Source organism: Pseudomonas sp. IT-P218, from assembly GCF_949767605.1.
GTDB lineage: Bacteria > Pseudomonadota > Gammaproteobacteria > Pseudomonadales > Pseudomonadaceae > Aquipseudomonas > Aquipseudomonas putida_AE.
This window is the reverse complement of the sequence record NZ_CATKQQ010000033.1, coordinates 98,377-118,621: the sequence shown is the minus strand read 5'-3', so window position 1 is coordinate 118,621 and position 20,245 is coordinate 98,377. Positions and strand designations below refer to the sequence as shown.

Annotated in this window: 20 protein-coding genes, 1 tRNA gene and 1 pseudogene; 6 read left to right on the top strand and 16 right to left on the bottom strand. The window is 53.1% G+C overall.

All coding sequences use genetic code 11. The annotated features are described in order from the left end of the window. The first annotated feature begins 53 nt into the window (after positions 1–53). The gene (locus tag ACM6I6_RS18200; RefSeq protein WP_414920377.1) at positions 54–788 is read left to right on the top strand and encodes a glutathione S-transferase family protein; all 735 of its coding nucleotides are present in this window, start codon (positions 54–56) and stop codon (positions 786–788) included. Between the two features lie 112 nt (positions 789–900). After that, positions 901–1,878: a cupin domain-containing protein gene (locus ACM6I6_RS18195; protein ID WP_414920376.1), complete on the top strand. Its 978-nt coding sequence runs from the start codon at positions 901–903 to the stop codon at positions 1,876–1,878. Positions 1,879–2,487: 609 nt separating this feature from the next. Here ACM6I6_RS18195 and ACM6I6_RS18190 read toward each other — a convergent pair. Then, complete coding sequence (locus tag ACM6I6_RS18190) at positions 2,488–2,646, bottom strand: hypothetical protein (RefSeq protein WP_414920375.1); 159 nt, start codon at positions 2,644–2,646, stop codon at positions 2,488–2,490. Positions 2,647–2,849: 203 nt separating this feature from the next. Beyond that, positions 2,850–3,506, bottom strand: coding sequence for a hypothetical protein (locus ACM6I6_RS18185; protein ID WP_414920374.1), 657 nt, complete (start codon positions 3,504–3,506; stop codon positions 2,850–2,852). A 1,031-nt stretch (positions 3,507–4,537) separates the two neighbouring features. Here ACM6I6_RS18185 and ACM6I6_RS18180 point away from each other — a divergent pair. Then, positions 4,538–4,771 (top strand): annotated as a pseudogene (locus ACM6I6_RS18180) (hypothetical protein); the annotation flags it as partial. A 1,163-nt stretch (positions 4,772–5,934) separates the two neighbouring features. Here the strand turns inward: ACM6I6_RS18180 and ACM6I6_RS18175 are convergent. Then, positions 5,935–6,552 carry an exonuclease domain-containing protein gene (locus ACM6I6_RS18175; protein ID WP_414920373.1) on the bottom strand — a complete coding sequence of 206 codons (618 nt, stop codon included), beginning with the start codon at positions 6,550–6,552 and terminating at the stop codon, positions 5,935–5,937. A gap of 251 nt (positions 6,553–6,803) precedes the next feature. On the opposite strand from ACM6I6_RS18175, the gene ACM6I6_RS18170 reads away from it, so the two are divergent. Then, complete coding sequence (locus ACM6I6_RS18170) at positions 6,804–7,034, top strand: AbrB/MazE/SpoVT family DNA-binding domain-containing protein (protein ID WP_414920372.1); 231 nt, start codon at positions 6,804–6,806, stop codon at positions 7,032–7,034. A 169-nt stretch (positions 7,035–7,203) separates the two neighbouring features. On the opposite strand, the gene ACM6I6_RS18165 is transcribed toward ACM6I6_RS18170, so the two are convergent. From ACM6I6_RS18165 to ACM6I6_RS18155, 3 genes are all read right to left on the bottom strand, one after another. After that, positions 7,204–7,410 (bottom strand): AbrB/MazE/SpoVT family DNA-binding domain-containing protein, encoded by a 207-nt coding sequence (locus ACM6I6_RS18165; protein WP_414920371.1) that lies wholly within the window; start codon positions 7,408–7,410, stop codon positions 7,204–7,206. 61 nt (positions 7,411–7,471) lie between these two features. Then, positions 7,472–7,753 carry a hypothetical protein gene (locus tag ACM6I6_RS18160; protein WP_414920370.1) on the bottom strand — a complete coding sequence of 94 codons (282 nt, stop codon included), beginning with the start codon at positions 7,751–7,753 and terminating at the stop codon, positions 7,472–7,474. A gap of 642 nt (positions 7,754–8,395) precedes the next feature. Further along, the gene (locus tag ACM6I6_RS18155) at positions 8,396–8,575 is read right to left on the bottom strand and encodes a hypothetical protein (protein ID WP_414920369.1); all 180 of its coding nucleotides are present in this window, start codon (positions 8,573–8,575) and stop codon (positions 8,396–8,398) included. A gap of 103 nt (positions 8,576–8,678) precedes the next feature. Here ACM6I6_RS18155 and ACM6I6_RS18150 point away from each other — a divergent pair, with 103 nt between their 5' ends. After that, positions 8,679–10,868 (top strand): AAA family ATPase, encoded by a 2,190-nt coding sequence (locus ACM6I6_RS18150; RefSeq protein ID WP_414920368.1) that lies wholly within the window; start codon positions 8,679–8,681, stop codon positions 10,866–10,868. A gap of 283 nt (positions 10,869–11,151) precedes the next feature. Here ACM6I6_RS18150 and ACM6I6_RS18145 read toward each other — a convergent pair whose 3' ends face one another. The 8 genes from ACM6I6_RS18145 to ACM6I6_RS18110 form a co-directional block, all read right to left on the bottom strand. After that, a complete protein-coding gene (locus ACM6I6_RS18145; RefSeq protein WP_414920367.1) occupies positions 11,152–11,418 on the bottom strand; it encodes an AbrB/MazE/SpoVT family DNA-binding domain-containing protein in 267 nt (88 codons plus the stop codon). 53 nt (positions 11,419–11,471) lie between these two features. Beyond that, positions 11,472–11,747 carry a hypothetical protein gene (locus ACM6I6_RS18140; RefSeq protein WP_414920366.1) on the bottom strand — a complete coding sequence of 92 codons (276 nt, stop codon included), beginning with the start codon at positions 11,745–11,747 and terminating at the stop codon, positions 11,472–11,474. 137 nt (positions 11,748–11,884) lie between these two features. Next, positions 11,885–12,244 carry a hypothetical protein gene (locus ACM6I6_RS18135; protein ID WP_414920365.1) on the bottom strand — a complete coding sequence of 120 codons (360 nt, stop codon included), beginning with the start codon at positions 12,242–12,244 and terminating at the stop codon, positions 11,885–11,887. Between the two features lie 647 nt (positions 12,245–12,891). Then, positions 12,892–13,299 carry a hypothetical protein gene (locus ACM6I6_RS18130; RefSeq protein ID WP_414920364.1) on the bottom strand — a complete coding sequence of 136 codons (408 nt, stop codon included), beginning with the start codon at positions 13,297–13,299 and terminating at the stop codon, positions 12,892–12,894. A gap of 401 nt (positions 13,300–13,700) precedes the next feature. Beyond that, the gene (locus tag ACM6I6_RS18125; RefSeq protein WP_414920363.1) at positions 13,701–14,027 is read right to left on the bottom strand and encodes a hypothetical protein; all 327 of its coding nucleotides are present in this window, start codon (positions 14,025–14,027) and stop codon (positions 13,701–13,703) included. Further along, positions 14,008–15,183, bottom strand: coding sequence for a relaxase/mobilization nuclease domain-containing protein (locus ACM6I6_RS18120; RefSeq protein ID WP_414920362.1), 1,176 nt, complete (start codon positions 15,181–15,183; stop codon positions 14,008–14,010). The genes ACM6I6_RS18125 and ACM6I6_RS18120 overlap by 20 nt, the downstream gene beginning before the upstream one ends. Next, the gene (locus tag ACM6I6_RS18115) at positions 15,180–15,473 is read right to left on the bottom strand and encodes a plasmid mobilization protein (protein ID WP_414920361.1); all 294 of its coding nucleotides are present in this window, start codon (positions 15,471–15,473) and stop codon (positions 15,180–15,182) included. Before ACM6I6_RS18115 ends, ACM6I6_RS18120 begins: the two co-directional genes overlap by 4 nt. Before the next feature lie 422 nt (positions 15,474–15,895). Then, the gene (locus ACM6I6_RS18110) at positions 15,896–17,269 is read right to left on the bottom strand and encodes a tyrosine-type recombinase/integrase (protein WP_414920360.1); all 1,374 of its coding nucleotides are present in this window, start codon (positions 17,267–17,269) and stop codon (positions 15,896–15,898) included. Between the two features lie 79 nt (positions 17,270–17,348). Here ACM6I6_RS18110 and ACM6I6_RS18105 point away from each other — a divergent pair. After that, positions 17,349–17,433 (top strand) — tRNA-Leu (locus tag ACM6I6_RS18105). Positions 17,434–18,005: 572 nt separating this feature from the next. Here ACM6I6_RS18105 and ACM6I6_RS18100 read toward each other — a convergent pair. Next, complete coding sequence (locus ACM6I6_RS18100) at positions 18,006–18,863, bottom strand: TauD/TfdA dioxygenase family protein (RefSeq protein ID WP_274075972.1); 858 nt, start codon at positions 18,861–18,863, stop codon at positions 18,006–18,008. 287 nt (positions 18,864–19,150) lie between these two features. Next, complete coding sequence (locus tag ACM6I6_RS18095) at positions 19,151–20,182, bottom strand: AraC family transcriptional regulator (RefSeq protein ID WP_414920359.1); 1,032 nt, start codon at positions 20,180–20,182, stop codon at positions 19,151–19,153. Between the last annotated feature and the right edge of the window lie 63 nt (positions 20,183–20,245).

Sequence of the window (20,245 nt, the reverse complement as noted above, 5' to 3'; positions counted from 1 at the left end):
ACCGCTTTTAGCTGTCGCTGCCATGTTTGGATTAATAGAGGAACAATAAAAAGATGAGCGAAATAGAGCTCTATAACGTCGCTTTTTCCACCTGCAGCCAGCGCGTACGCTTTGTGTTGGGCGAGAAGGGCGTACCGTATGTTGATACGCGGCTGCGCCTAGAGTTGGGCGAGCATGTGACACCTGAGTATCTGGCAATAAACCCTAATGGACTGGTTCCCGCGTTAAAACACGATGGTGCGGTGATTACCGATTCCAGTGTGATCAACGAATACCTCGATGAGGTGTTTCCTGAACCTCGGTTCGTACCGGAAAATCCGGTTGAACGCGCCCACATGCGTGCCTGGGTTCAGTACCTGGATGAGGTAATGACGCCTTCCATTCGTTATCCCTCGTTCCAGAACCTCTTTGGCGGCGCCTTGCGGGCTATGAGCGAGGAGCAGCGTGAGCAGTTCGCCAGCCGTTTGCCGCTGCGTAAATATTTTGCCCTGGAGGTTGGCCCCAACGGTTTTGCCCAGCAGAAACTCGATGGCGCAATGGAACGTATCAACCAGACGTTGCAGCGCATGGAAAACGCATTGGCGAAAACCACCTGGCTCGCCCATGACCGCCTGACGCTGGCCGATATCGCGGTGATGCCAAGCATTGTCAGGCTCGAAGATCTGGGCATGAGTTCGCTGTGGGGTGAGCTGCCACGCGTCTCGGATTGGTACCAGCGGTTGCAAGCAACTAAAGGTTTCCAGCTGGCGTATTCGGCAGGTTCTCGCTTGGGCAAGTTCGCCAATTAGGCGTGCGCAAAAGCGAATGGTCTCATCTTTGGCGCAAGCGGTGAGGTGAGCGTTGAACGCGTCTGACATTTGGCCCAGTATTTCGGAGGTGTCTTCCCGAAACGGCCATGCGATGGATTTGCTCAGCAACGTACTGCTTTCGTTGAAAGTGGAATCGACGGTTATCTCCGAGTGGCGGTTATCCGCGCCGTGGGGCGTGGATGTCAGAGACTTCAGCCCAGGGTTTTGCATGACGGTGGTGCAAGGCCATTGCTGGTTTTACGCCAAGGGCCATGCCCCGCAAAAGCTGTTATGTGGGGATGCCTTGCTGGTGCCGCGTGGCGGAGTATGTGCGTTGGCTGCGGCGCCAGATTCGGCGCTGGCCTCGCTCTCGGAAATTTGGCAACTGACGACATTCGAGGGGCTGGACGCCGAACACCGCCCGGCCGCGCCGTCACGGGTGGAGTTTGGCGGCGGTGGTGAAATGACCACGCTGCTTGGCCTGGCATTCACGTTCCAGGGGCGTGGGCGCAATTTGCTGCTTGATGTGTTGCCCGAATTCATTGTGATGCGCGGCGTCGACAGCGGCTCTTTCCCAGGGGTGCAGTCGGCGGTTGCGTTGTTGCAGGCCGAGCGCGAAGAAACCCGTTCCGGTTATTACGCGGTGGCCAAACTGCTGGCGGAAATGACCTTTGTCAGCCTGTTGCGCGCCTTCATACAGGCTGAACGACAGCATCCAATCAGTTGGCTGCGCGGGCTTGGCGACGAGAAAGTGGCCAAGGCCTTGGAAGTGATGCACGCCCAACCTGCCTCGCCCTGGACGGTGCCGGCATTGGCCTCGGCAGCCGGCATGTCGCGCTCAGCTTTTGCCGCGCGGTTTACTCAGATGGTTGGGCAACCGCCAATTGAATACCTGCTGTCGTGGCGCGTGCAGCTGGCCTCGGAACTACTGATTTCGACCAAGCACCCCGTTTCGGTGATCGCACATATGCTCGGTTTTCAATCGGATCGGGTATTCAGGCAGACATTCAAACAGCGCGCCGGAGTATCGCCGCTGAACTATAGGAAGCGTGACGCTAAACCAGCGCAGCCTCTGTCGCAGACCGACTGATGCGGCCGGCCCGCGCTGGGTCGTATATCCACCACCAACCGAGCGCTCGACGCTCGCGAGCAGCACGGGATGAACTGGTCGTTCCCGGCGCGCTCCGCCACGCTGAAAAAAGAATCGCGGTGGTCGCGAAAGGTAGAATTTCGTCGCTGATTCGTTTACTTGAAGATTATTTTCTCTGTACGGCACTCAACGGGAGCGTGATTCTATCTGAAAATTCGTGATTCGTGATTCGTGATTCGTGATTCGTGATTCGTGATTGGGTGAGCGTGATAGCTCCGGCAGCAACGTCTAGGTTGGCTGTTATGCGTATTATGACAGCAAACATGCGTGTGTAAGAACTCACCTTATACGTTCAAGACTATGGAGTTGTGCGAGAGATGGAAGAAGCTGCCGGAGGCTGTTGGCTGGAAGTTTATTGGCCCTTATAGGCTTTCTCTTCCTGAGGAGGTTTTGGACGCGATAAGCGATGAGCAGGCGAAAAACGATAGCATCTAACCGTATTGTCATCACAGCACTTCAGATTCAGATTCAGACACAAAATTTGTGAATGGCTCAAATTTATCAAGGATAACCTCGCGCTGCCAGCCACATCCCAACACCGTCGTGCACCTAAACTTCCATCCGGTTGGCGCGGCGATTGGCAAACAGATAAGCACAGTGTGGCTTCGCCGCACCGAGTACCGCGATCACTCTGGCCAATGCAGTCTCGGTAACGGCGCGCGTATCCATCAGCTCGATCGCGAGCCAGATAGCGTCGATGTGGATCACTGGGCAAGCTCACGGATACAACGGGCGCTTCCTTCAGGTCTAAAGATGGTGATTGCACGGTAAATTTTTACTGCCGGAAAGGGATCTCGATACTCAGGCATTTGCTGATCGAGCCAGATCGCGGGCGCTAGTTTCGTCGGGATTAAAGCGGGCAACGCCGGCGCTTTGCGAGGGTCGCGAGATAAAGATAGGTTAATAGTCTTTTAGAATGGGATATCTTCAGGGTCTTCTGGGTCTTCAGCATCCTCGCAAAGAGCGCGCGGGGGTGATTCATATACTACCTCTCTATCAGTGCTGTCCGAGTGGAATCGCTTATTTCCAATGTGGTTAATTGGCGCGATCGGTGTGAAACTCTCATCTGGCATACTCAATATTGGAGCTCTTATGGTTAAGCTCCTTTGTACCTCGTCATTCAGGCGTTCGCATTTTTTCTTGAGTTCGTCTAGTTGCTGTGTGTTAGCTATTTGTAGCGAGATAGCTGTTGCGTATAATTGGAATCCGGGCCAAAAATTATGAAAGTAATCAAAGTTTACTGTGATGGCCTCATTTTTTTCTGCGTCCGATAGGAAGTCCCAAACCAAAGAAAACTGCTCGCTTTGGCTACCAGATGCGATAAGTTTTCTCGCCAGATATTCAGGGATAACGGGAAACCGCATAAGAGCTTTAACTGACTCTTCTGGGTTTACCCAAGTGGCGCCGTTCTGTACCTCTGCCTCGACCTGAGCCACTGCACTAAGAACCCAGCCAATACATTGAAATCTGCAATGCCTGACAATCCGAAATTCCTCGCTGATACGTTCAAAATTCAGAAAAACTGATGATGAATTTTCGTTGATACAAACTTCGATAGAATATGTCATTTTGATACCGTTTATGGGTTTTTTAGTGCGATGTGCGCACTTTTTCAGATTGCTTAAGATTGGTCAATACCGCTTTTTGTTGAATTTCTGTCAATTGTTAGGTCTGCGTAATGCAATTAGGTTTTTTGGGTACAAAATTCAACGGTTTTGAACGAAGAGAGTTTTTTCGATATTTTCTTGGGATGTCGATTATTTTCTTGGTTATGGGCGCGTTAATGGCGTTTTAATAACATGCTTAATATTGCGATTTCGCTGTTTAGTCTGAATTTTTGGTAGCATCCGCAACCATTATTGATGGAGTGTACTTTCACCTTGACGGACCAATTCGATCGCTTTGCGGAAGCAGGCTCTGATGATGTGTTGGTCGGAGTCGGACAACCAGAACGCTTGGCGTTGTAGTCTGTCCGTGAAGCATCCTCTGCCCATGACGCGATTGTGAGTGCCATTGAAAACGTGCGCCGAGCCGTGCCTAAAGCGCGCCTGATCTTGGCTACTCTCGCTCCATGACTGAACTAAGACGCCATTCATTGCGCGGGTGCCAATCATCCTGTCGCCCATTACCTTTTGGCGTTCGCAAAGCACGTCGTCCTGTTTCGAACAGAACCGCCCTCTACAAGATCGACGACCCTGTATCGCTTGCTGCCATCGTCCAAGGTGTTGGAATCAATCACTCTGAATCTTTCGCGAATGCTTGCTTTCCGTGCATGACATTGGTGCCCTAGAACTACCGTCTAAACAAGACGATTTCAAGATCAAGGCAGGATTTGCTGCGGCAATTTATGACAGCACAATGCGCTCGCCTTTGCGGGGAGGCCGGCTCAGCAGTGGGCGGTGTGTGGCTGCATTTCTAACAGTCGCTGCTTCGGGCCCACGGGCCCGGCTGAGTCAGCTTGAATGACGTCGGGGCACTGTCCAGAGACGGTAGTATGGTGCTGTCATCGATCAAACCGACCCAACCTTATGAGCAACTGCTCGTTGTATCCCGCAAAACTAAACACCAATCAAGAGTCTGCTGAAGCGAAGGATTAGAGATGGAATGTACTTTCACCCTGGCATACCAATTGCCGTCTGACTACAACGATATGGATGCGATTATGGATCGCTTGGCGGAAGCAGGCTGTGATGATGCTTTGGTCGGAATCGGACAGCCAGGTCGCCTGGCATTGGAGTTTGTCCGTGAAGCAGCCTCTGCACATGACGCAATAGAGGGCGCCATAGAAGACGTGCGCCGAGCCTTACCTAACGCACGCTTGATCAAGGCAGCACTCGCTCCATGACTGACTGCGGTCGCCATACATTGCGCGGGTGGCACATGTGAGATTCGATAGGCGATGTGTTCGGCTGCGGAGCTGAAGCTACTTTGGCTATCGCTCTTTCGGGCTTTAGCCCGGCTCCACTTTACCTCCTCACGTTTGGTCTCCGTTGCTATGAGCCGGCAAGCCGTTCCCGCCTGTAGATCTCAGCAGCACGTTTTACAGGCCCGGGTAATCATCAAGTCTAAGGCTAGGAGCCCCCCCGTCCACTGGCTCGCGATTAGGCGTATGCATTACTCCGGCTTCAGCTTCTGCACGCATCTGCTCGAGCTCTTTGTGAAATGCCTTGGCCTGCACCGTGGGTTTGCTGGTGTACGGTTTTCGGTCAGGTACAGGCTGGGCTGCATAAGTCGTTACCGCGTCTGGGTCGTGTTGCAGTTTTTCTTGGACTTGCGACTCCAGCATTGCACGGAGCGCGTCTTTGTCTGGACGGTTAAGCAAATTGGTACTCCTATTCGGAAGCCAAGCACTAGCTATTCGATTTGTAGATTGAGCAGTTGGTGAGGCAGGGCCGTCTATTTCGTGGATGCATCGCAGATTGGCAGATACCTGGATTGCAGGTTAAAAACTTTGGTAAGCCTGCTAAGCCCTAGCGGCAACCGCCTGTGATGAAAATGATGTCATAGCTACAGTCTTGAACGCAGCTTTCGAGATGGCTGAAGTGGCTAAACATTCGCCTGTCGTTTTGCATGCATGCTCAGAGCCCAGCAAGCAATCGTTCGAGCTGTTCACGCTCCCAGGCACTCAGTAGTTCGATAGGATCGGCTCCATCGCTCTGCCAGAGTTCAAACGTACCGACTCGGCCATCAGGCGACCTGCATTACTCGCAGTAATCCAGGGTGTCACAGTCATTGAATAGCGTGAGTTGCCAGCCATTGATCTCCACAGGCATGAGGCCATGATAAATCTCATTCCATGATTGGAGGGAGCTTCGCATCATGATGCGTTTGCCAAGCGCGACATCCGTCAGCACCTGGCAGACCTCGAGGGCGGTGAGAGGAGAGGTTGTGTTCAATTCATTTTTCTTTCGAGTCATCGCTTGCCCGCTAAGCTGCGGTATGAAGTAAAGGCAATGGAGAGATCGCACCTTCGGGCCTTGAGGCCCGGCTCATAAATTAGTCAAGCATCTCCTTCACGATGGAAGCCACATTTCTCGCATCATCTATCCCTCGGTGGTAGGTACCCTGCCAGGCCAAACCCATGGCCTCTACTGTTTGCTTCAGTCCCTTCGGCTGATTGTCGTAGAGCCCTTTATGCCATTTCCTCACATTGAAGTGCTGCAGACCGGAGAGCAGGGAAGGGCACGCAGCTAATCCTGCATCGCGCTCCAGTTGCCTTGCATCGTAGTCACCCCAAGATGCCCAAGCAGCATCTGTATGCCGGGCAATAAACGCTGCTAGCTCTTGGCCAACCTCTTGATAGGTTCGGGCGCCGTCCACGTCTGCTTGATGGATGGAGGTGAGTTTTTTGCAGAAAGCGGTCAGGGTAGGGTTGATCTGAGGCCGAACGAAACGCTGGAACTCATCGACGATCTCAAGCGATTCCAAATCGATTACTACCAGGCCAATTTCAATCGTTTCCATCTGATCGGGAACGACTGCGAGGGGTCTTGGTGATTCCGACTCATCCACCTGGTCACAGGTTGCCTCAAGGTCTACGCAGTAAAGGTAGCGGTAGGGCGCGAGGAGGTTTTGGATGGATTGAAGGTGAAGAAGCTTTGCTTGAATGCTCATGACATGGATGTCCTAGCTTTGATCTGTCCAAGGTACATCGACACGTGCATACAGCCACGCTCTGACGGAGTTGTTAGAGGGCGTGCTGCTTCAGTTCCGGCGCAGGATAGGTGATTTGTTGGGCTTCGGAGCTAAAGCTTCTTTGGCTATCGCTCCTTCGGGCTTAAGCCCGGCTCGACCTCACGTCTTCACGTTAAAGCCTACCGCACCGCTCGGCTATCATTTAAGTGCCCAATCGCGTAGGTATCCTCATGGTTTGTGCCACTGTGAATTCTAAAGGCCAAATCACCATCCCTGTCCAGGTACGGGCTGCTATAGGCCTGCAACCAGGAGATGAGGTCGAATTCGTCAATCTGGAAAATGGCCAGTTCGCCATGGCGGCAGCAACTTATTCCGTTAAGCGACTGAAGGGCATGATTCGCAAGCCGAAGGTCATCGTAAGCATTGATGACAGGAACGCAGTTTTTGCACTGAAGGAGTAAATGCTCGTCGATAGCGTTTCACATGGAGAAAGGTTTGTTAGGTTTGCCTCGCGTTTCATTCCTAGCCGGCTTTTGAGATGGGTTGTTGCTACCGCATTTTCGGGCCTTAGGCCCGGCTCGTCGAGTGACTGCTTTATTTCACCTCGGCGTTACCATACTCTCCGCCATCCTAGGCCTCTGTGAGCTTGTCTATTCGATCCGCGATTGGAGGCGTTTTCGAAAGGACAAGGCAGCGCGTGTTGCCGACAAACTCCTCGATCAAATACACAGCGTCGCCGACATCCAACTCCAGTTCCTGCAACGCCTCATCGGGAATCCGGATTGCACCGTCACCATCCCAGTCCTTGATGATGATTTTCATAGGTCGCTTTCTCACGTGTGGTTTCCGTTGCTATGAGCCGGCAAGCAGTTCCTGCCTGTAGATTCTCAATGGCACCCTACAGATCCGGATAATCATCAAGCTTAAGGCTAGGAGCGGCCCCGTCCTCCGGCTCTCTCTTAGGCGTATGTATCACTCCAGCTTCGGCATCTGCACGCATCTGCTCGAGCTCCTTGTGAAATGCCTTGTCCTGAACCGTGGGTTTGCTGGTGTAGGGTTTTCGGTCAGGTACAGGCTGGGCTGCATAAGTCGTTACCGCGTCTGGGTCGTGCTGCAGCTTTTCTTGGACTTGCGATTCCAGCATTGCACGGAGCGCGTCTTTGTCCGGACGGTTCAGCAATTTGTTACTCCTATTCGGAAGCCAAGCACTAGTTATTCGATTGGTACATTGAGCAGGTAGTAAGGGCAGGGCCATTTATATTTGTGGTTGCATCGTAGATTGGCAGTTACCCGGATTGCAGGTTAAAAATCCTGGTAAACCTACCAAGCCTTAGCGGCAACCGTCTGTGATGAAAATGATGTCATAGCTACAGTCTTGGATGCTGCTTTCGATGAATGAAGGGGCCAAACATTCACCTGCCGTTTTGCATGCATGCTCAAAGCCCAGAGAGTAGTCGCTCAAGCTGTTCACGCTCCCTGGGACTCAGTAGCTCGACAGGATCAGCTCCGTCGCGCTGCCAGAGTTCAAGTGTCCCGACTCGGCCATCAGGCGACCTGCAGTACTCGCAGTAGTCCAGGGTGTCACAGTCGTTGAATAGTTTGAGCCGCTAGGCGGCAAGATTGCAGCGTTACTTTTTGTCTCGTATTAAATAGATGGGCGAGTGACATTGATCTCTGCTAGCTTTTTGCCACATCCAAATGTCAGGGAGTGGCCAAGATGCAAGCGCAGGTTGATATCCGTTCGTGGCTTCATAAGCAAAACGACTGGCTCCAAGAAGCGGCAGACAGACTCCTTAATAAAGGGGCTCTTGGCCAAGACGACCTAGCGGATCTGGTCGCCCTGATCAAAACACCAGTCGGACGCAAACCGTCGACGCACCGCCCATTTGCAGAGTTGAACCAGGGGAATGCAGCCCAGCAAGAGCTGAGACTGATACGGATCGGGGAAATAGCCGGTATCGAAAATCTTGAGCCGCGCCGACCACTGGAGTTTGGCATCCACAATCTATCGGTGATCTACGGTCATAACGGATCCGGCAAATCTAGCTACACCCGCATTTTGAAGAAGCTTTCAGGGAAACCTCGAGCTAGTGAACTGAAAACCAATGTTTTCAAAGCCGCCCCCCCCTGCCAGCAAATGCCATATCACTTCACAGCTCAACGGCCACGAAAGCGCACACGAATGGCATGTCGGCCAGCCTGTTATCGAGGCGCTTCGCGATATAGACATTTTTGACAGCGAGGAAGCCAGTCACTACCTGACTGCTGAAAGTGCTGCAACGTATATCCCGCCGTTGGTCAGCCTATTCGAAAAACTCGCTGTCGTGGTTGAGCAAGTTCGAGACATGTTAACGGCCGAGCAATGCAAGCTTGTAACAGCGCTACCTCAGCTACCTATCATCTATGACGGCACTCCGGGCAAGCGACTCTATGAGAGCTTGGGCACGGCGACGGTTGCAGTTTTGAATGACGCTTTGATTTGGAAGCCGGAAAACGAAAAGCATCTCGCCGTACTTGCCGAACGCTTGAAGACTGAAGATCCGGCTGCGTTGGCAGTTCAGAAGCGACGGACTAAAGCCGAGCTCCAAAAGGTAATCATAGCCCTGACCGACGCAGCTCGGGCCTATGGAGGAGAAAGCATCCAATCCATACGCGATCTGAGGCAAACGGCTAAAGAGAGTCGCCAAGCTGCAGTTGAAGGGGCGAAAATCAAGACCGCCGAATTGGATGGAGTGGGGTTACCCACTTGGCGTGCAATGTGGGAGGCCGCTCGCTTATTCTCAGCCTCTCCATACCCCCACGATGCTTTTCCCGTTAGCCACGATCAGGCACGTTGCCCGCTTTGCCATCAAACGCTTGATGAGCTGGCGCAGCGTAGGCTCCAAGAGTTTGAAGGGTTCGTGCAGGGTAAACTAGAAGCAGACGCTCAGAATGCGGAGTCGCGTTACAGCCAAACGTTAGAGCGCATGCCAAAGATCCCGTCGGAGCATGAGATAACGACCCAATGCGAAGCAGCGGGAATAGGTGAGCAGGGCTGGCCGGAGTTTTTCAAAGGATTTTGGCAGAGCGCAGCGCTAGCACGCGCAGCCCTCGCTAGCCATGAGGCCGCCCAGCCAGCAGCGCCTGTCGTGTCTCAGGTCGCAAACATTTCTGCCCTCACGGACTACCAAGGAGAATTGGAGGACACAGCTGCCCAGCACGAAGCGGATGCTGTTCAGTTCGATCGAGTGCAAGCCACGAAGGAAAAACTAGCCCTGGAGGCTCGCAGGTGGATTACCCAACAGGCAGTAGCAGTAAGAGCTGAGGTGGAGCGCCTTAAAAAGGTCAAAGAGTATGACGACTGGAAATCACTCACCAATTCCCGGCCTATTTCCACCAAAGCAGCCGAGGTAACTCTAGCCGTCGTCACCGACGCGTACGTCGCACGCTTCAATCAAGAGCTTCGCGCTCTGGGTGCTAATCGCATCCAGGTAGAGTTGGTAAAAACCCGGACGCGCAATGCCGTAGTGCTCCATCAAGTTCGGCTCAAGGGTGCTCAAGACGCGCGAACCCAGCCGCATGGAGTTTTGAGTGAAGGGGAGCGGCGCATCATTTCCCTTGCAGCGTTTCTAGCCGACGTCTGCGAGAAACCTGGCTCTGCACCATTCATCTTCGATGACCCGATTTCCTCCTTGGATCACGATTTTGAATGGGCTGTCGCTTGCCGGCTGGTTGCGTTGGCTCAGACACGGCAGGTCATCATCCTGACTCACCGGTTATCGTTGTACGGCGTATTAGAAGACTTGGCGCGTAAGGTCAGCGATGAATGGAAAGCCGAACACTACCGACCGATGCGGATTGAGTCGTATGGAGGGGCCGCCGGTCATCCCGCAGACCAAGATGTGTGGAATGCTCCAACCAAGAAAGCGAACAATATTTTGCTTAATCGTCTAATCGATGCCAAGAAAGCAGGTGATGCGGGCGGGGCGAATGCATATCGTGCGTTGGCTCAAGGGATTTGCAGCGAGCTTCGCAAACTCGTGGAGCGATCGGTCGAGGAAGATCTGCTCAACAAGGTAGTGCTCCGACACCGGCGCGGTATACAGACTGATGGCCGACTCCGGGCAATTCAGGGGATCCTCGTAGAGGACTGCAGACTGATTGATGAGTTGATGACTAAATACAGCTGCTACGAGCACAGCCAATCGACTGAAATCCCAATGATCATTCCCGAGGAAACGGAGCTACGGACGGATCTCGAAGCGTTAAGTACCTGGCGGGAGCAGCTTCATAAGCGTCGTGCCGCAGCGGTGTAACAGTCCGAGCCCAGGAGCGCCTTCGGTGGAAGGTGCTTCGCCTGCCCTTAGCTAAGCGGCGGTGTGACCTAAATGGAGAGATCGCTTGTTCGGGCCAATGGCCCCGGATCACCTACGTTTGTCAAACCATTAAGGGATGGAGGCGAAAATAGAAACCCTAGAGCCGCGAACCTCCGGGGCTTCGTTTTTTCTAACCGAGATGCTCCCGTTTAGATTTGAAACGTTCGGGCTGGTCTTGCAAATGGGCTGTTTTCAGGTCAAGCCAGAAGGTCGACGAGGCGAATCACGCAAGCGAATCGCGACTGCCTTGTTTCTCCAAGGCCTTGCCAGGCTGTCCGCGATTCCAGGCTTTAGCGAGCTCGTCTATTCGATCCGCGATTTGTGGCGTCTTCGATAGGACAAGGCAGCGCGTATTGCCGACAAATTCCTCTATCAAATACAGCGAGTCGCCGACATCAAGTTCCAGCTCCTGCAATGCCTCATCGGGAATTCGAATCGCACCGTCACCATCCCATTCTTCGATGATTATTTTCATCGGTGGCTTTCTCATGTGTGGTCTCCGTTGCTTGAGGTCGGCAACGGTAACGTGCTTTGCGTTCAAGCTCAGAGCGCGTCGAGCAAACGTTCGAGCTGTTCACGCTCCCAGGTACTCAATTGGTCGACAGGATCGGCTCCGTCACGCTGCCAGAGCTCAAGTGTTCCGACTCGGCCATCAGGTGATGTGCAGTATTCGCAGTAGTCCAGGGTGTCACAGTCATTGAATAGTGTGAGCCGCCATCCATCAATCACTACGGGCATGAGGCCGTGGTAGATCTCATTCCATGACTGGCTGGAGCTTCGCATCATGATGCGTTTTCCGAGCGCGACGTCGGTCAGCACTTGGCAGACCTCATGGGCGGAGAGAGGGGAGGTTGTGTTCAAGTTGTTCTGCGTCCGAGCCACCGCTTGCCCATAGCTAAGCTGTGGTGTGAATTAGCGTCAATAGGGAGGTCAATCCTTCGGGCTAAGGGCCCCGGCTATCTATCGTACTTGGGAGGTAGTGGGCAATCATAGTTCACATCGATCATATCAAGGTTGTTAAGATCAAAATTGGCGTAGCTTCGACCATTGGAGACCCTGACTGTGGGCTGTCCATAAAGGAAGACGTAACCGGTGGGCTTGGCTTGTTTGCAGATCTTCGAGAGCCTGACCCCCATCAGCTTTTTGAGCTTGTACTGAGCAATGACAGCGTCGGAGACAAAGCTAGACGTTCCGAGGCTTTCATTCCCTCGCTTGAGGTTTTTCTTAAACCGAATTCGATAGGCGGTGTCATTTTTTGTTCTGTCGATGTAGGCCCAACCGTAATAAATCACTGGATGATCGGGGAGGTCATTCAAGTCTTGCTCCCATATGCATCTGAAAATGCTGCTGTATTGAACATCTTGTCCGGCGACATTGATCCGGCGGAGCTACAACGAACCGTCGTTCTTGTAACGAATATACCTACTCACGACAGAGCGAACTGAGTAGACCGTTCCGAGCCCCCCTCCCTCTGCTAGCCGTTGGGTGCCAGTGGTTCTGCCCTTGCTCCGTTTTTTTGCAAGTCTCACGTCGGCGCGCGCATCGCTTCTAGGTTCATCGTAGTAGGAGTCCGGACGTTTCAGCTCGAAAACATCCACGATGGATTTGTCGACCGTCTGGCGCTCACCTGGGCCAGAGGCTGCAGGTTCATACAGGAAGTCTAGCGGGAGCTGGTTACCGATTTCACAACTTTCTGCGTGAGTACCATAGATCCTGAAATGAGGAACAACCCTCATATTTTGTAGGTCTTCGTTAAGGTTTGCGCACGTGACCTGCTCTTCACAATCGGTACCAGGGCAGAGAAAGCCCCTTTTACTCGTTATGACACCTGACCAATAGAGGTCACAGGCTCGGTCAGGATCAACATAGTCGTCTGCCTCAATACTGTAAGCGACATCCAGTGACATGGTTCCTACGTCCCTAAATTCTTACGATCCGATATTTCTTGGTCATGGGATGTTGATCAACGCATCATCGCTTTTAGAACCTTTGTGCTTGCGTATAGGAGAGAGCCAATGGCGTTAATCTTACGGTAGGTTGCATCTGGCGAAGTGACGAGATGGTAGCGATTAGGTAGGCGGGCCAGTTTCCGCTCTAGGCGGATACGCTCTTTCGAAGAAAGGTCATCACGAGCGAGTTGAGAGCTCAAAAATGCGAGTTTTTCTTCGTACTCATGGCTCCAGCCAGCACGAAAGAAGTCTTGTATGAATTTAAGATTCAAGTAGAAAAGCGCGTTAACGGTGAGTGCAATCGAGGCAGTCTGCAGGTTCAGATCTCCTTGCTTCCATAGGCCGGAAAGGATCAGACACGGCATCAATGCGATCAAGAGGAGATAGGTCATACGGGAGGGCGGATCGTTGCGTTTGAACACTCTGCTTTCCTTTGAGTGATGGGGGGATAGGGTGAAACAGACAGCAATATCAATGCACCCAATCAGTAGGCGCTACGCAATACAGCATCACGCGTTCCCACCTGCCTCGGATGCTCAGCGTTCAATGTCGAGCACACCGCGTCTGCCTCTGTTCTAACCTTGAACACACCATGCTTGCTAGCAGAACCTCCCTCTACAAGATCAACGACCCTGTATCGCTTGCTGCCATCGTCCAGTGTGGTGGTCTCAATCACTCTGAATCTAGCTTGCATGGTTGCGTTCCCTGCATGAGATGGGTGTCCTACAAGTACCGACAAAACAAGACGATTTCAAGAACTAGGCAGGTTTGAGCTGAGACAATTTATGACAATGCAATGCGCTCGCCTTTGCAGGAAAGCGACTCAGCAGTAGGCGGTGTATGGATGGAATTTTCTTAAAGTCGCTGCTTCGGGCCGACGGGCCCGGCTGAGCCAGCGTGAATGACTTCGAGGGCGCTGAATAAATACAACCTGGCGCGCCGCTTCGGCGTCGTCAAAATCAGCGATCTGGTATGTGCAGCCGGCTTTGTCTTCAACGTAAAGCTCGCCCTTTTCTTGCCAGATCGCGTGGATTGGTTGCGTTTGGATGTAGTCATCGCCGTCAGGCATGCTGAAGACGTGCCCGGCAACGCATTGGCCGGGTACGCCATCGATTTCCGCAAACCGCGCGTTATAGATGCAGTGAATCAAACTCGTGTTCCCTTTGCTTTTTGTTGCTTAGCACCAGGGGTTGGCCTGGGGTGAATTCAATGTAGTACTTTGATGGCTTTCCGATACCTTTGAAAGTTAGATCGATGCCGAGCAGGGCTTCGAGGGCTTCCAGGATCAGTCTGGTGTCCCTGTCGAGACGCCAGTTGGCGCTTTTGACTTTGATAGGGATTCTTCGCGCGCCGGCTTGGAATCGAAGGTAGAAGTACTGGAGTCGTTCAGATTGGCGATGTTCGTCTTGATCTCGTCTTTCAATCTCTGTCTGAAGCTCTGAAAGGGTTTCTGGGTCATAGCTGATACCTTCTTGTGTAATGAGTTTCTGCCAAGTCAATCTGGAACGCTTTAGTTGCCGGCCACTGATGTGTTTGCCGTCGTATTCGTATGAGATGCCTTTGGGTTGGCCTTGTTCGCTGAGGGTCAGGTGGATGTAGACCCTTTGCTTTCTCAGCGCTGCGACGAGATCGAACATGTCGCCGTGGATTGCCTTGGTGTGCTCGATGGCGCCTGCGATTTTGGCGATCAGGCGGTGTTTGTGTGGCAGTTCGCCATCACGGTTCGAGGCTTTTACTGCTGCATGGCTCAGTGCGATGCCCCATGTGGCCGATGGGCGGGGGGCTTTTTTCAGTTCGAACAAATCTTCAATATCGGAGACGGAATCCATACTCTTGCTTCGCTCGTCGCTGTCCTTGACCATCGCAAAATCCTCGTCCAGCTCAATACGGTTGGCAACGATATGGACGTGCTGATGGTCTTTGTCTTGGTGCATTACCGCGACGTATTTATTGGTTTCGTCAAAGCCAAGGTCTGCCATGTATTTCCGGACTGATGTGCGCCATTGCTCAGGGGTTAGTGACTCCCCTGGCCGGAGTGAGAGCATCGCGTGGAAGACTGGCTTGATCAGCTTGTCGGAGTCGATAGACATGCGGCGCAAGATCTCAACTTGATCGAACTCCTTGACCATCTCCATTACCTGATCCTCGCTACCAGCCAGCAGCGCGGGAAGGGGATCTGTGGCGATGCAGTTGGAGTCGATAGTCATGATCCCATCGATCTCGTGGTCGTGCTTAGTGCAACCGAAAATGTACCTGATCCTTTTTTTGAAAGAACCCGAGGACTTAGGAAAGATTTTGCCGATCATACGACACCTCCGGCATTGATCTTGGCGATGTGCTTAACCTTTGCCAGGAGTTCGCTGCCAGGTTTCTCCGCGTTTATCATTGATGCAAGACTCATTAGTTCGCGGGCAATCTGGACAACGTCATTGCTAACTTTCGGTTTAACTGTGCCGTTGGCCACGAAGTCGCGAATGAATGCCCCGGCGATTTTGTAACCTGCCTCAGCCATTTTGCTCTCCAGCATCTCTATATCAGACTCACTAAGCCTAATCGTGATCCTGGCATCTTTCTTCTGCTTCACAATGGTTTTCATCTGGCTCACCTTATTATTGTTTTTATTTGGTAGCTCATATTAACGCAACCCCCGAAGGGGAGTGAGTAGCCTTCTTATTGTCTGACACAGACACAACTGGCTAGCTACTGATATAAGACTATTATGCCGGTGGAGCTACAGTAGGTGGAAGTAATTTTGACAATATAGTGATTTATTTTCGGTTATATGTTGTTTCGCTATGGGTGATTGTGAAATCGCAGTAGGGGAGTGCGAGTATTGGTTACCTCGCACTATATGGGAGTGATTTTCGCAGTATGTGAGTGCGGAATCATAGAGGGAGAGTGCGAACATGGTTGAATGTCGCAGTATGTGAGTGCAGATTCGCATTAGGGTAGAGCGGTTTCGCAACTGAGAGTGCGGATTAATTCAAAGCGTGACTGGGTTGGCTTAGGCGGTCATATTTACATGTGCACTACCAACTCGCCCATTGCTTTTTGGTCGAGTGGCACCAAAGTTTCCAGTAGTCCTCTACAAACAACATCTTTCCCCATGCCGGACATTGTATAAACATCACTTTCAACTCGCGTAATTGCGTCCCGCACTTCGGAAAGGTAGGCGGTTTTGTACCCATCCGTCACATCCACGGTTTGTCCTTTACCATCATGGTTGGATAGCACTTTAGTATAAAATTGCCCAATTCCAGCCCGTTGGGCGGTCGATATAAAGCTAGCTCGCATAATCTTCCTAGGTAGACTTTTGCCCACTTTGTCTTGGATCCTGATCAAGAAATCCCTGACGCTCGACTCACTTATTTTTTCTTGAATAACTCCAGAGAAAACGTACTCGCTGATCGAGTGCTTCATTGCATACAAGATCTGGCAGTAGGAGCTATCACTTAACACCAAGTGAAACTCTTCACCGTTTTTTAGCGAGTTCTGTTCGTTAAGCTTGGTTCGCGCCGAAAATATGATTGACCGGGTGGCGTGGTGTATATCTGACTTTCGAATTTTTGCAATTTCTCCAGGCCGCACTCCACTAAAAAGCATAAATAGGACTGCGGCTGAAACGGTTTTGAAAGATGTTGGTACATCCCGCATTGGTTGCTGATCAGCAATAGCCAAGCACTCCGTAATAAACCCCTCAAGCTCATTGGGGTTTATGCGTATTTTGGATCGCTTATTTTCGTGCCAAAGGTTTAGCTTGGTCATAATGTCGACAGGGTTGTATTCAACCAGCTTTTTCGAGCCGTTTTCGTAGAAGGCAATAGCAAACGAAAAGATCGAGCCAAGCAGGGAAAGTGTCTTGTTAGCTGTCCGCTCCCGTGGGGCGCCAAGTGTCCCATCCTTTTTTGGTACCGGCTCAGTCACCTTTTTGTGCAGGGCCGTCACATCTTTAGCAGCTATTGTGCGCAAAGGCCTGCCGGACAAATTTGGAGCAATGTGATTTTTAAAAGTCTTGCGATAGTCTTCGACGGTGCACTCAGTGAGCTTCGCTTTTGCGATCAGCATGTCCTCGAATGCACTCTCGACAGTTACTTCATCTTGCATGGATTTGACGATTTTTTCCTTCAACGTCGCCTCCAGATTGGTGTACACCGACAAGGCTTTTTCCCTTATCAGAGGAATTTTTGTGGTGCGTTTATCGTAAGCGTCGAGCTTGATTCGATGGTCTCTGCCCTTGAATTTCCTCACCACAAAAAAGGTTTTACCGCCTGCTTTGGTGACCCGGATGGCCAGGCCTTTGATTTCCGTGTCGTACACCAGGATGTCGGCTTTGCCGTCCGGGCACGTCAGGTCGTCCAATGCGGACTTGGTAAAATTGATTTTCTTGGCCATAAGGGGGGTCTCATTTCCTAAGTGATTGATTCTGGTTTTGTTTTAGGGTTAAATCAGCGCCTGCTTTTGCATTTCCCATGCCCCGATGGTGAAATTGGTAGACACATCAGACTTAAAATCTGCCGCCGCAGGGCGTGCCGGTTCGATTCCGGCTCGGGGCACCATCTCGCTTCATCTCGTTCCATCAAAAAACACCCCTATCTGTCACTAGCGTCTACCGAGACCCTGGTGTTTTTTGTTGTCTGCGATTTGGTACCCAGTACCTTAAATTTGGTAGCCGGCTTGGGAGCTATTTGGGAGCTAACTTGGGAGCTTTGCTGGCAGCTTTCGCCATTCCTGGCCTGCCGAGCTCAGCTCTCACCCGCTCTTCAACGCAGCCAAGAATGTCCGTAAGCTATTGATTTAACAAGTTTTTAAGCCTGTAAACACGGGCAAAAGCCGGCCTCAGCGCTCAACTGCTTTTGTATGCTGGCGAGGGGTAAGATGACTTAAAATCCCCCGCTCGTAAGGGCGTGCTGGTTCGATTCCGGCTTCGGGCACCATATATATCAAAGGCTTACGCTTGATGGCGTAGGCCTTTTTTGTTGGGCGCAAACCGGGTCGAACTCCCGGAAAAACGCCGTAACAGCGGTTTGGGTGACGGGCAACTATTGGCCGTTTCCTCCAATGGTGAGAGGAAAAAACGACCCAAAGGAGACGCTCAGCAGCGTCTCTGGGGTCTGAACCGGTTGACTGATCAGTAGGGTTTGTCACCGATAATAGCCGCGCGCTCCATCTTGCGATGGCAAGGCGGATAGTCCATCACGGCATAGTGTTGGGTGCAGCGGTTATCCCAAATCGCCACGCTGTTTTTCTTCCAACGCCAGCGCACCTGGTACTCGGGATTGTAGGCCTGGCTGATCAGGTACTTGAGCAGGTCGACGCCGGCCTGGTTGTAATCCTGGCCGAAACGGACACGGCCATCGCGGTGGTAATTGACGAAGTGTGTGGCGTAGGCATTGACGAACAGCACCTTCTCGCCGGTTTCCGGGTGGGTGCGCACGACCGGATGCTCAGAATCCGGGTACTGCGCCTTCATCGCCAGGCGCTTTTCCCTGGGCATGGCGGCGGCGAAGGAGGCGTTGAAGCTATGGCTGGCGATCAGGTTGCCAATTTCCTGTTTCACGTCCGCCGGCAGCTTGTCATAGGCCAGCACCATGTTGGCCCACATGGTGTCACCGCCGACCGGAGGGCATTCGACGCATCGCAGCACCGCGCCCATCGGCGGCGACTCACGCCAGGTGGCATCGCAGTGCCAGGCATTTTCATAGCGGTCCGCCGGGTTCTCGGGGGTCTTGTAGATTTGCACGAGGCCGGGCGCTTCGGGATGGCTGGGCAGCATCGGGTGGGTTTCGAGCTGCCCCATGCGCAGGGAAAAAGCCTCGTGATCGCGACGGGAAAGTTTGTCCAGATCCTGGTCACGCAGGAACAGCACCTTGTGTTTGAGCAGTGCGGCGTAAATTTCGTTGAACAGGTCGTCATCGCGCACTGCGTCGCCCAGGTTCACATCGAGCAGTTCCGCGCCGATGGCGCAGGTCAGTTGTTCGACTCGCATTGCGTCTCCATTTACTTGGTCTATGGCCGGGCCGTGGGCGTGACAGGTGAAAGCCATGCCTTGAGTGACGGCGGCGCTTGTTATTGTTGATCCAGTTTTTTGGCTGCGGCGGTGTGGGACAGGTGAATCCGCGGGAGTCTGCGGCAGGAGCCGACAGCGATGCCGCGCGCCTATCCTAGTTGGCAGGCACGGGCAATCCTGTGCATTTCAGGACGTTTTCTTAGCGTATTGGGACAAGGTCGGTCCGCTCGCGGGCGCGCTCCCTTGGGACCGCCCGTTCCACTTACTCAGGTGAGTGACCCGGGTGTCACCTGGCTCTCTCGGTAGGCTGTGACCCAACTCGACGGCGTCTGGCCAAACTGGCCACGGAACCAGCGGGAAAAGTCACCGGCAGAGGAAAAACCAAGCAGCTCGGCGACCTCATATAACCGGCGCTTGCTGTTGGCCAGGTACTCTTCGGCGAGATCGGCACGCACGGCATTGATGATGGTGGTGACGCTTTGCCCTTCCTCCGCGAGGTGCCGGTTCAGCGTGCGTCGATGCACGCCGAGGTGCTGGGCAACGCCATCGACGGAACACAGCCCGCCCGGCAACAACATCTTGACCACCTGGCGCACCTGCTGCGCCGGCTCGTCGCGCAGGTTGGCCAACAGCAGGTCCAGGGAGCGCTTCACTTCGCGATGCAGCGTCGGGTCTGCCGCGGGAATGGCCGCGTCGAGATCGCGGGCGCGGCAAACGATGGCATTGAACTCCTGGGAAAACTCGATCGCCGTGCCCAGCACGCGGTGATGGACTTCCAGGCTGGCGGGTCGCTCGTGGGTAAAGCTGACCCTGACTGGCCGGAAAGTCTGGCCGCTGAGATTGATCAAGGTGCGCACGATAATCCCCGTCGCCTGTTCGATCGCCTGGCGCCAGACGCCATGATGACCCTGCATGTTCACACCCATATGCAACAGGACCAGGTCCCCGACATCTTCAAGCCGCAGCTCCACGCCGGCGTTATGCAACCGGGCGTAACGCGCGCAGGACAGCAAGGCTGCGCGCAGTGTCGGCTCTTCGCGAATGAGCAGCGCCAGCATGCCGAAGTTGGACAGCTGCCTCGATTGCGCCAGCAACAGCCCGAACGCCTCATGGCCAGACAGGCGCGCCGACTCTTCCAGCAGCCAGCCGACCGAATCGCTGCTGATCATGATGTTCGGATCGGCCAGGGTACTGGCCGGCAGCTTGGCCAGGCGCAGCATGCGAAACGGGTCCAGCCCTACGGAGCGGGCCACTTGCTCATAGTGGGTCAGGCTGGCACTGCGGGTCAGGGTGTACATGCTGGGCTGTCCCAATTTCACAAGAATGTGTCCTGCGAAGCTTAGTGCAGGACGCCCCGCCAG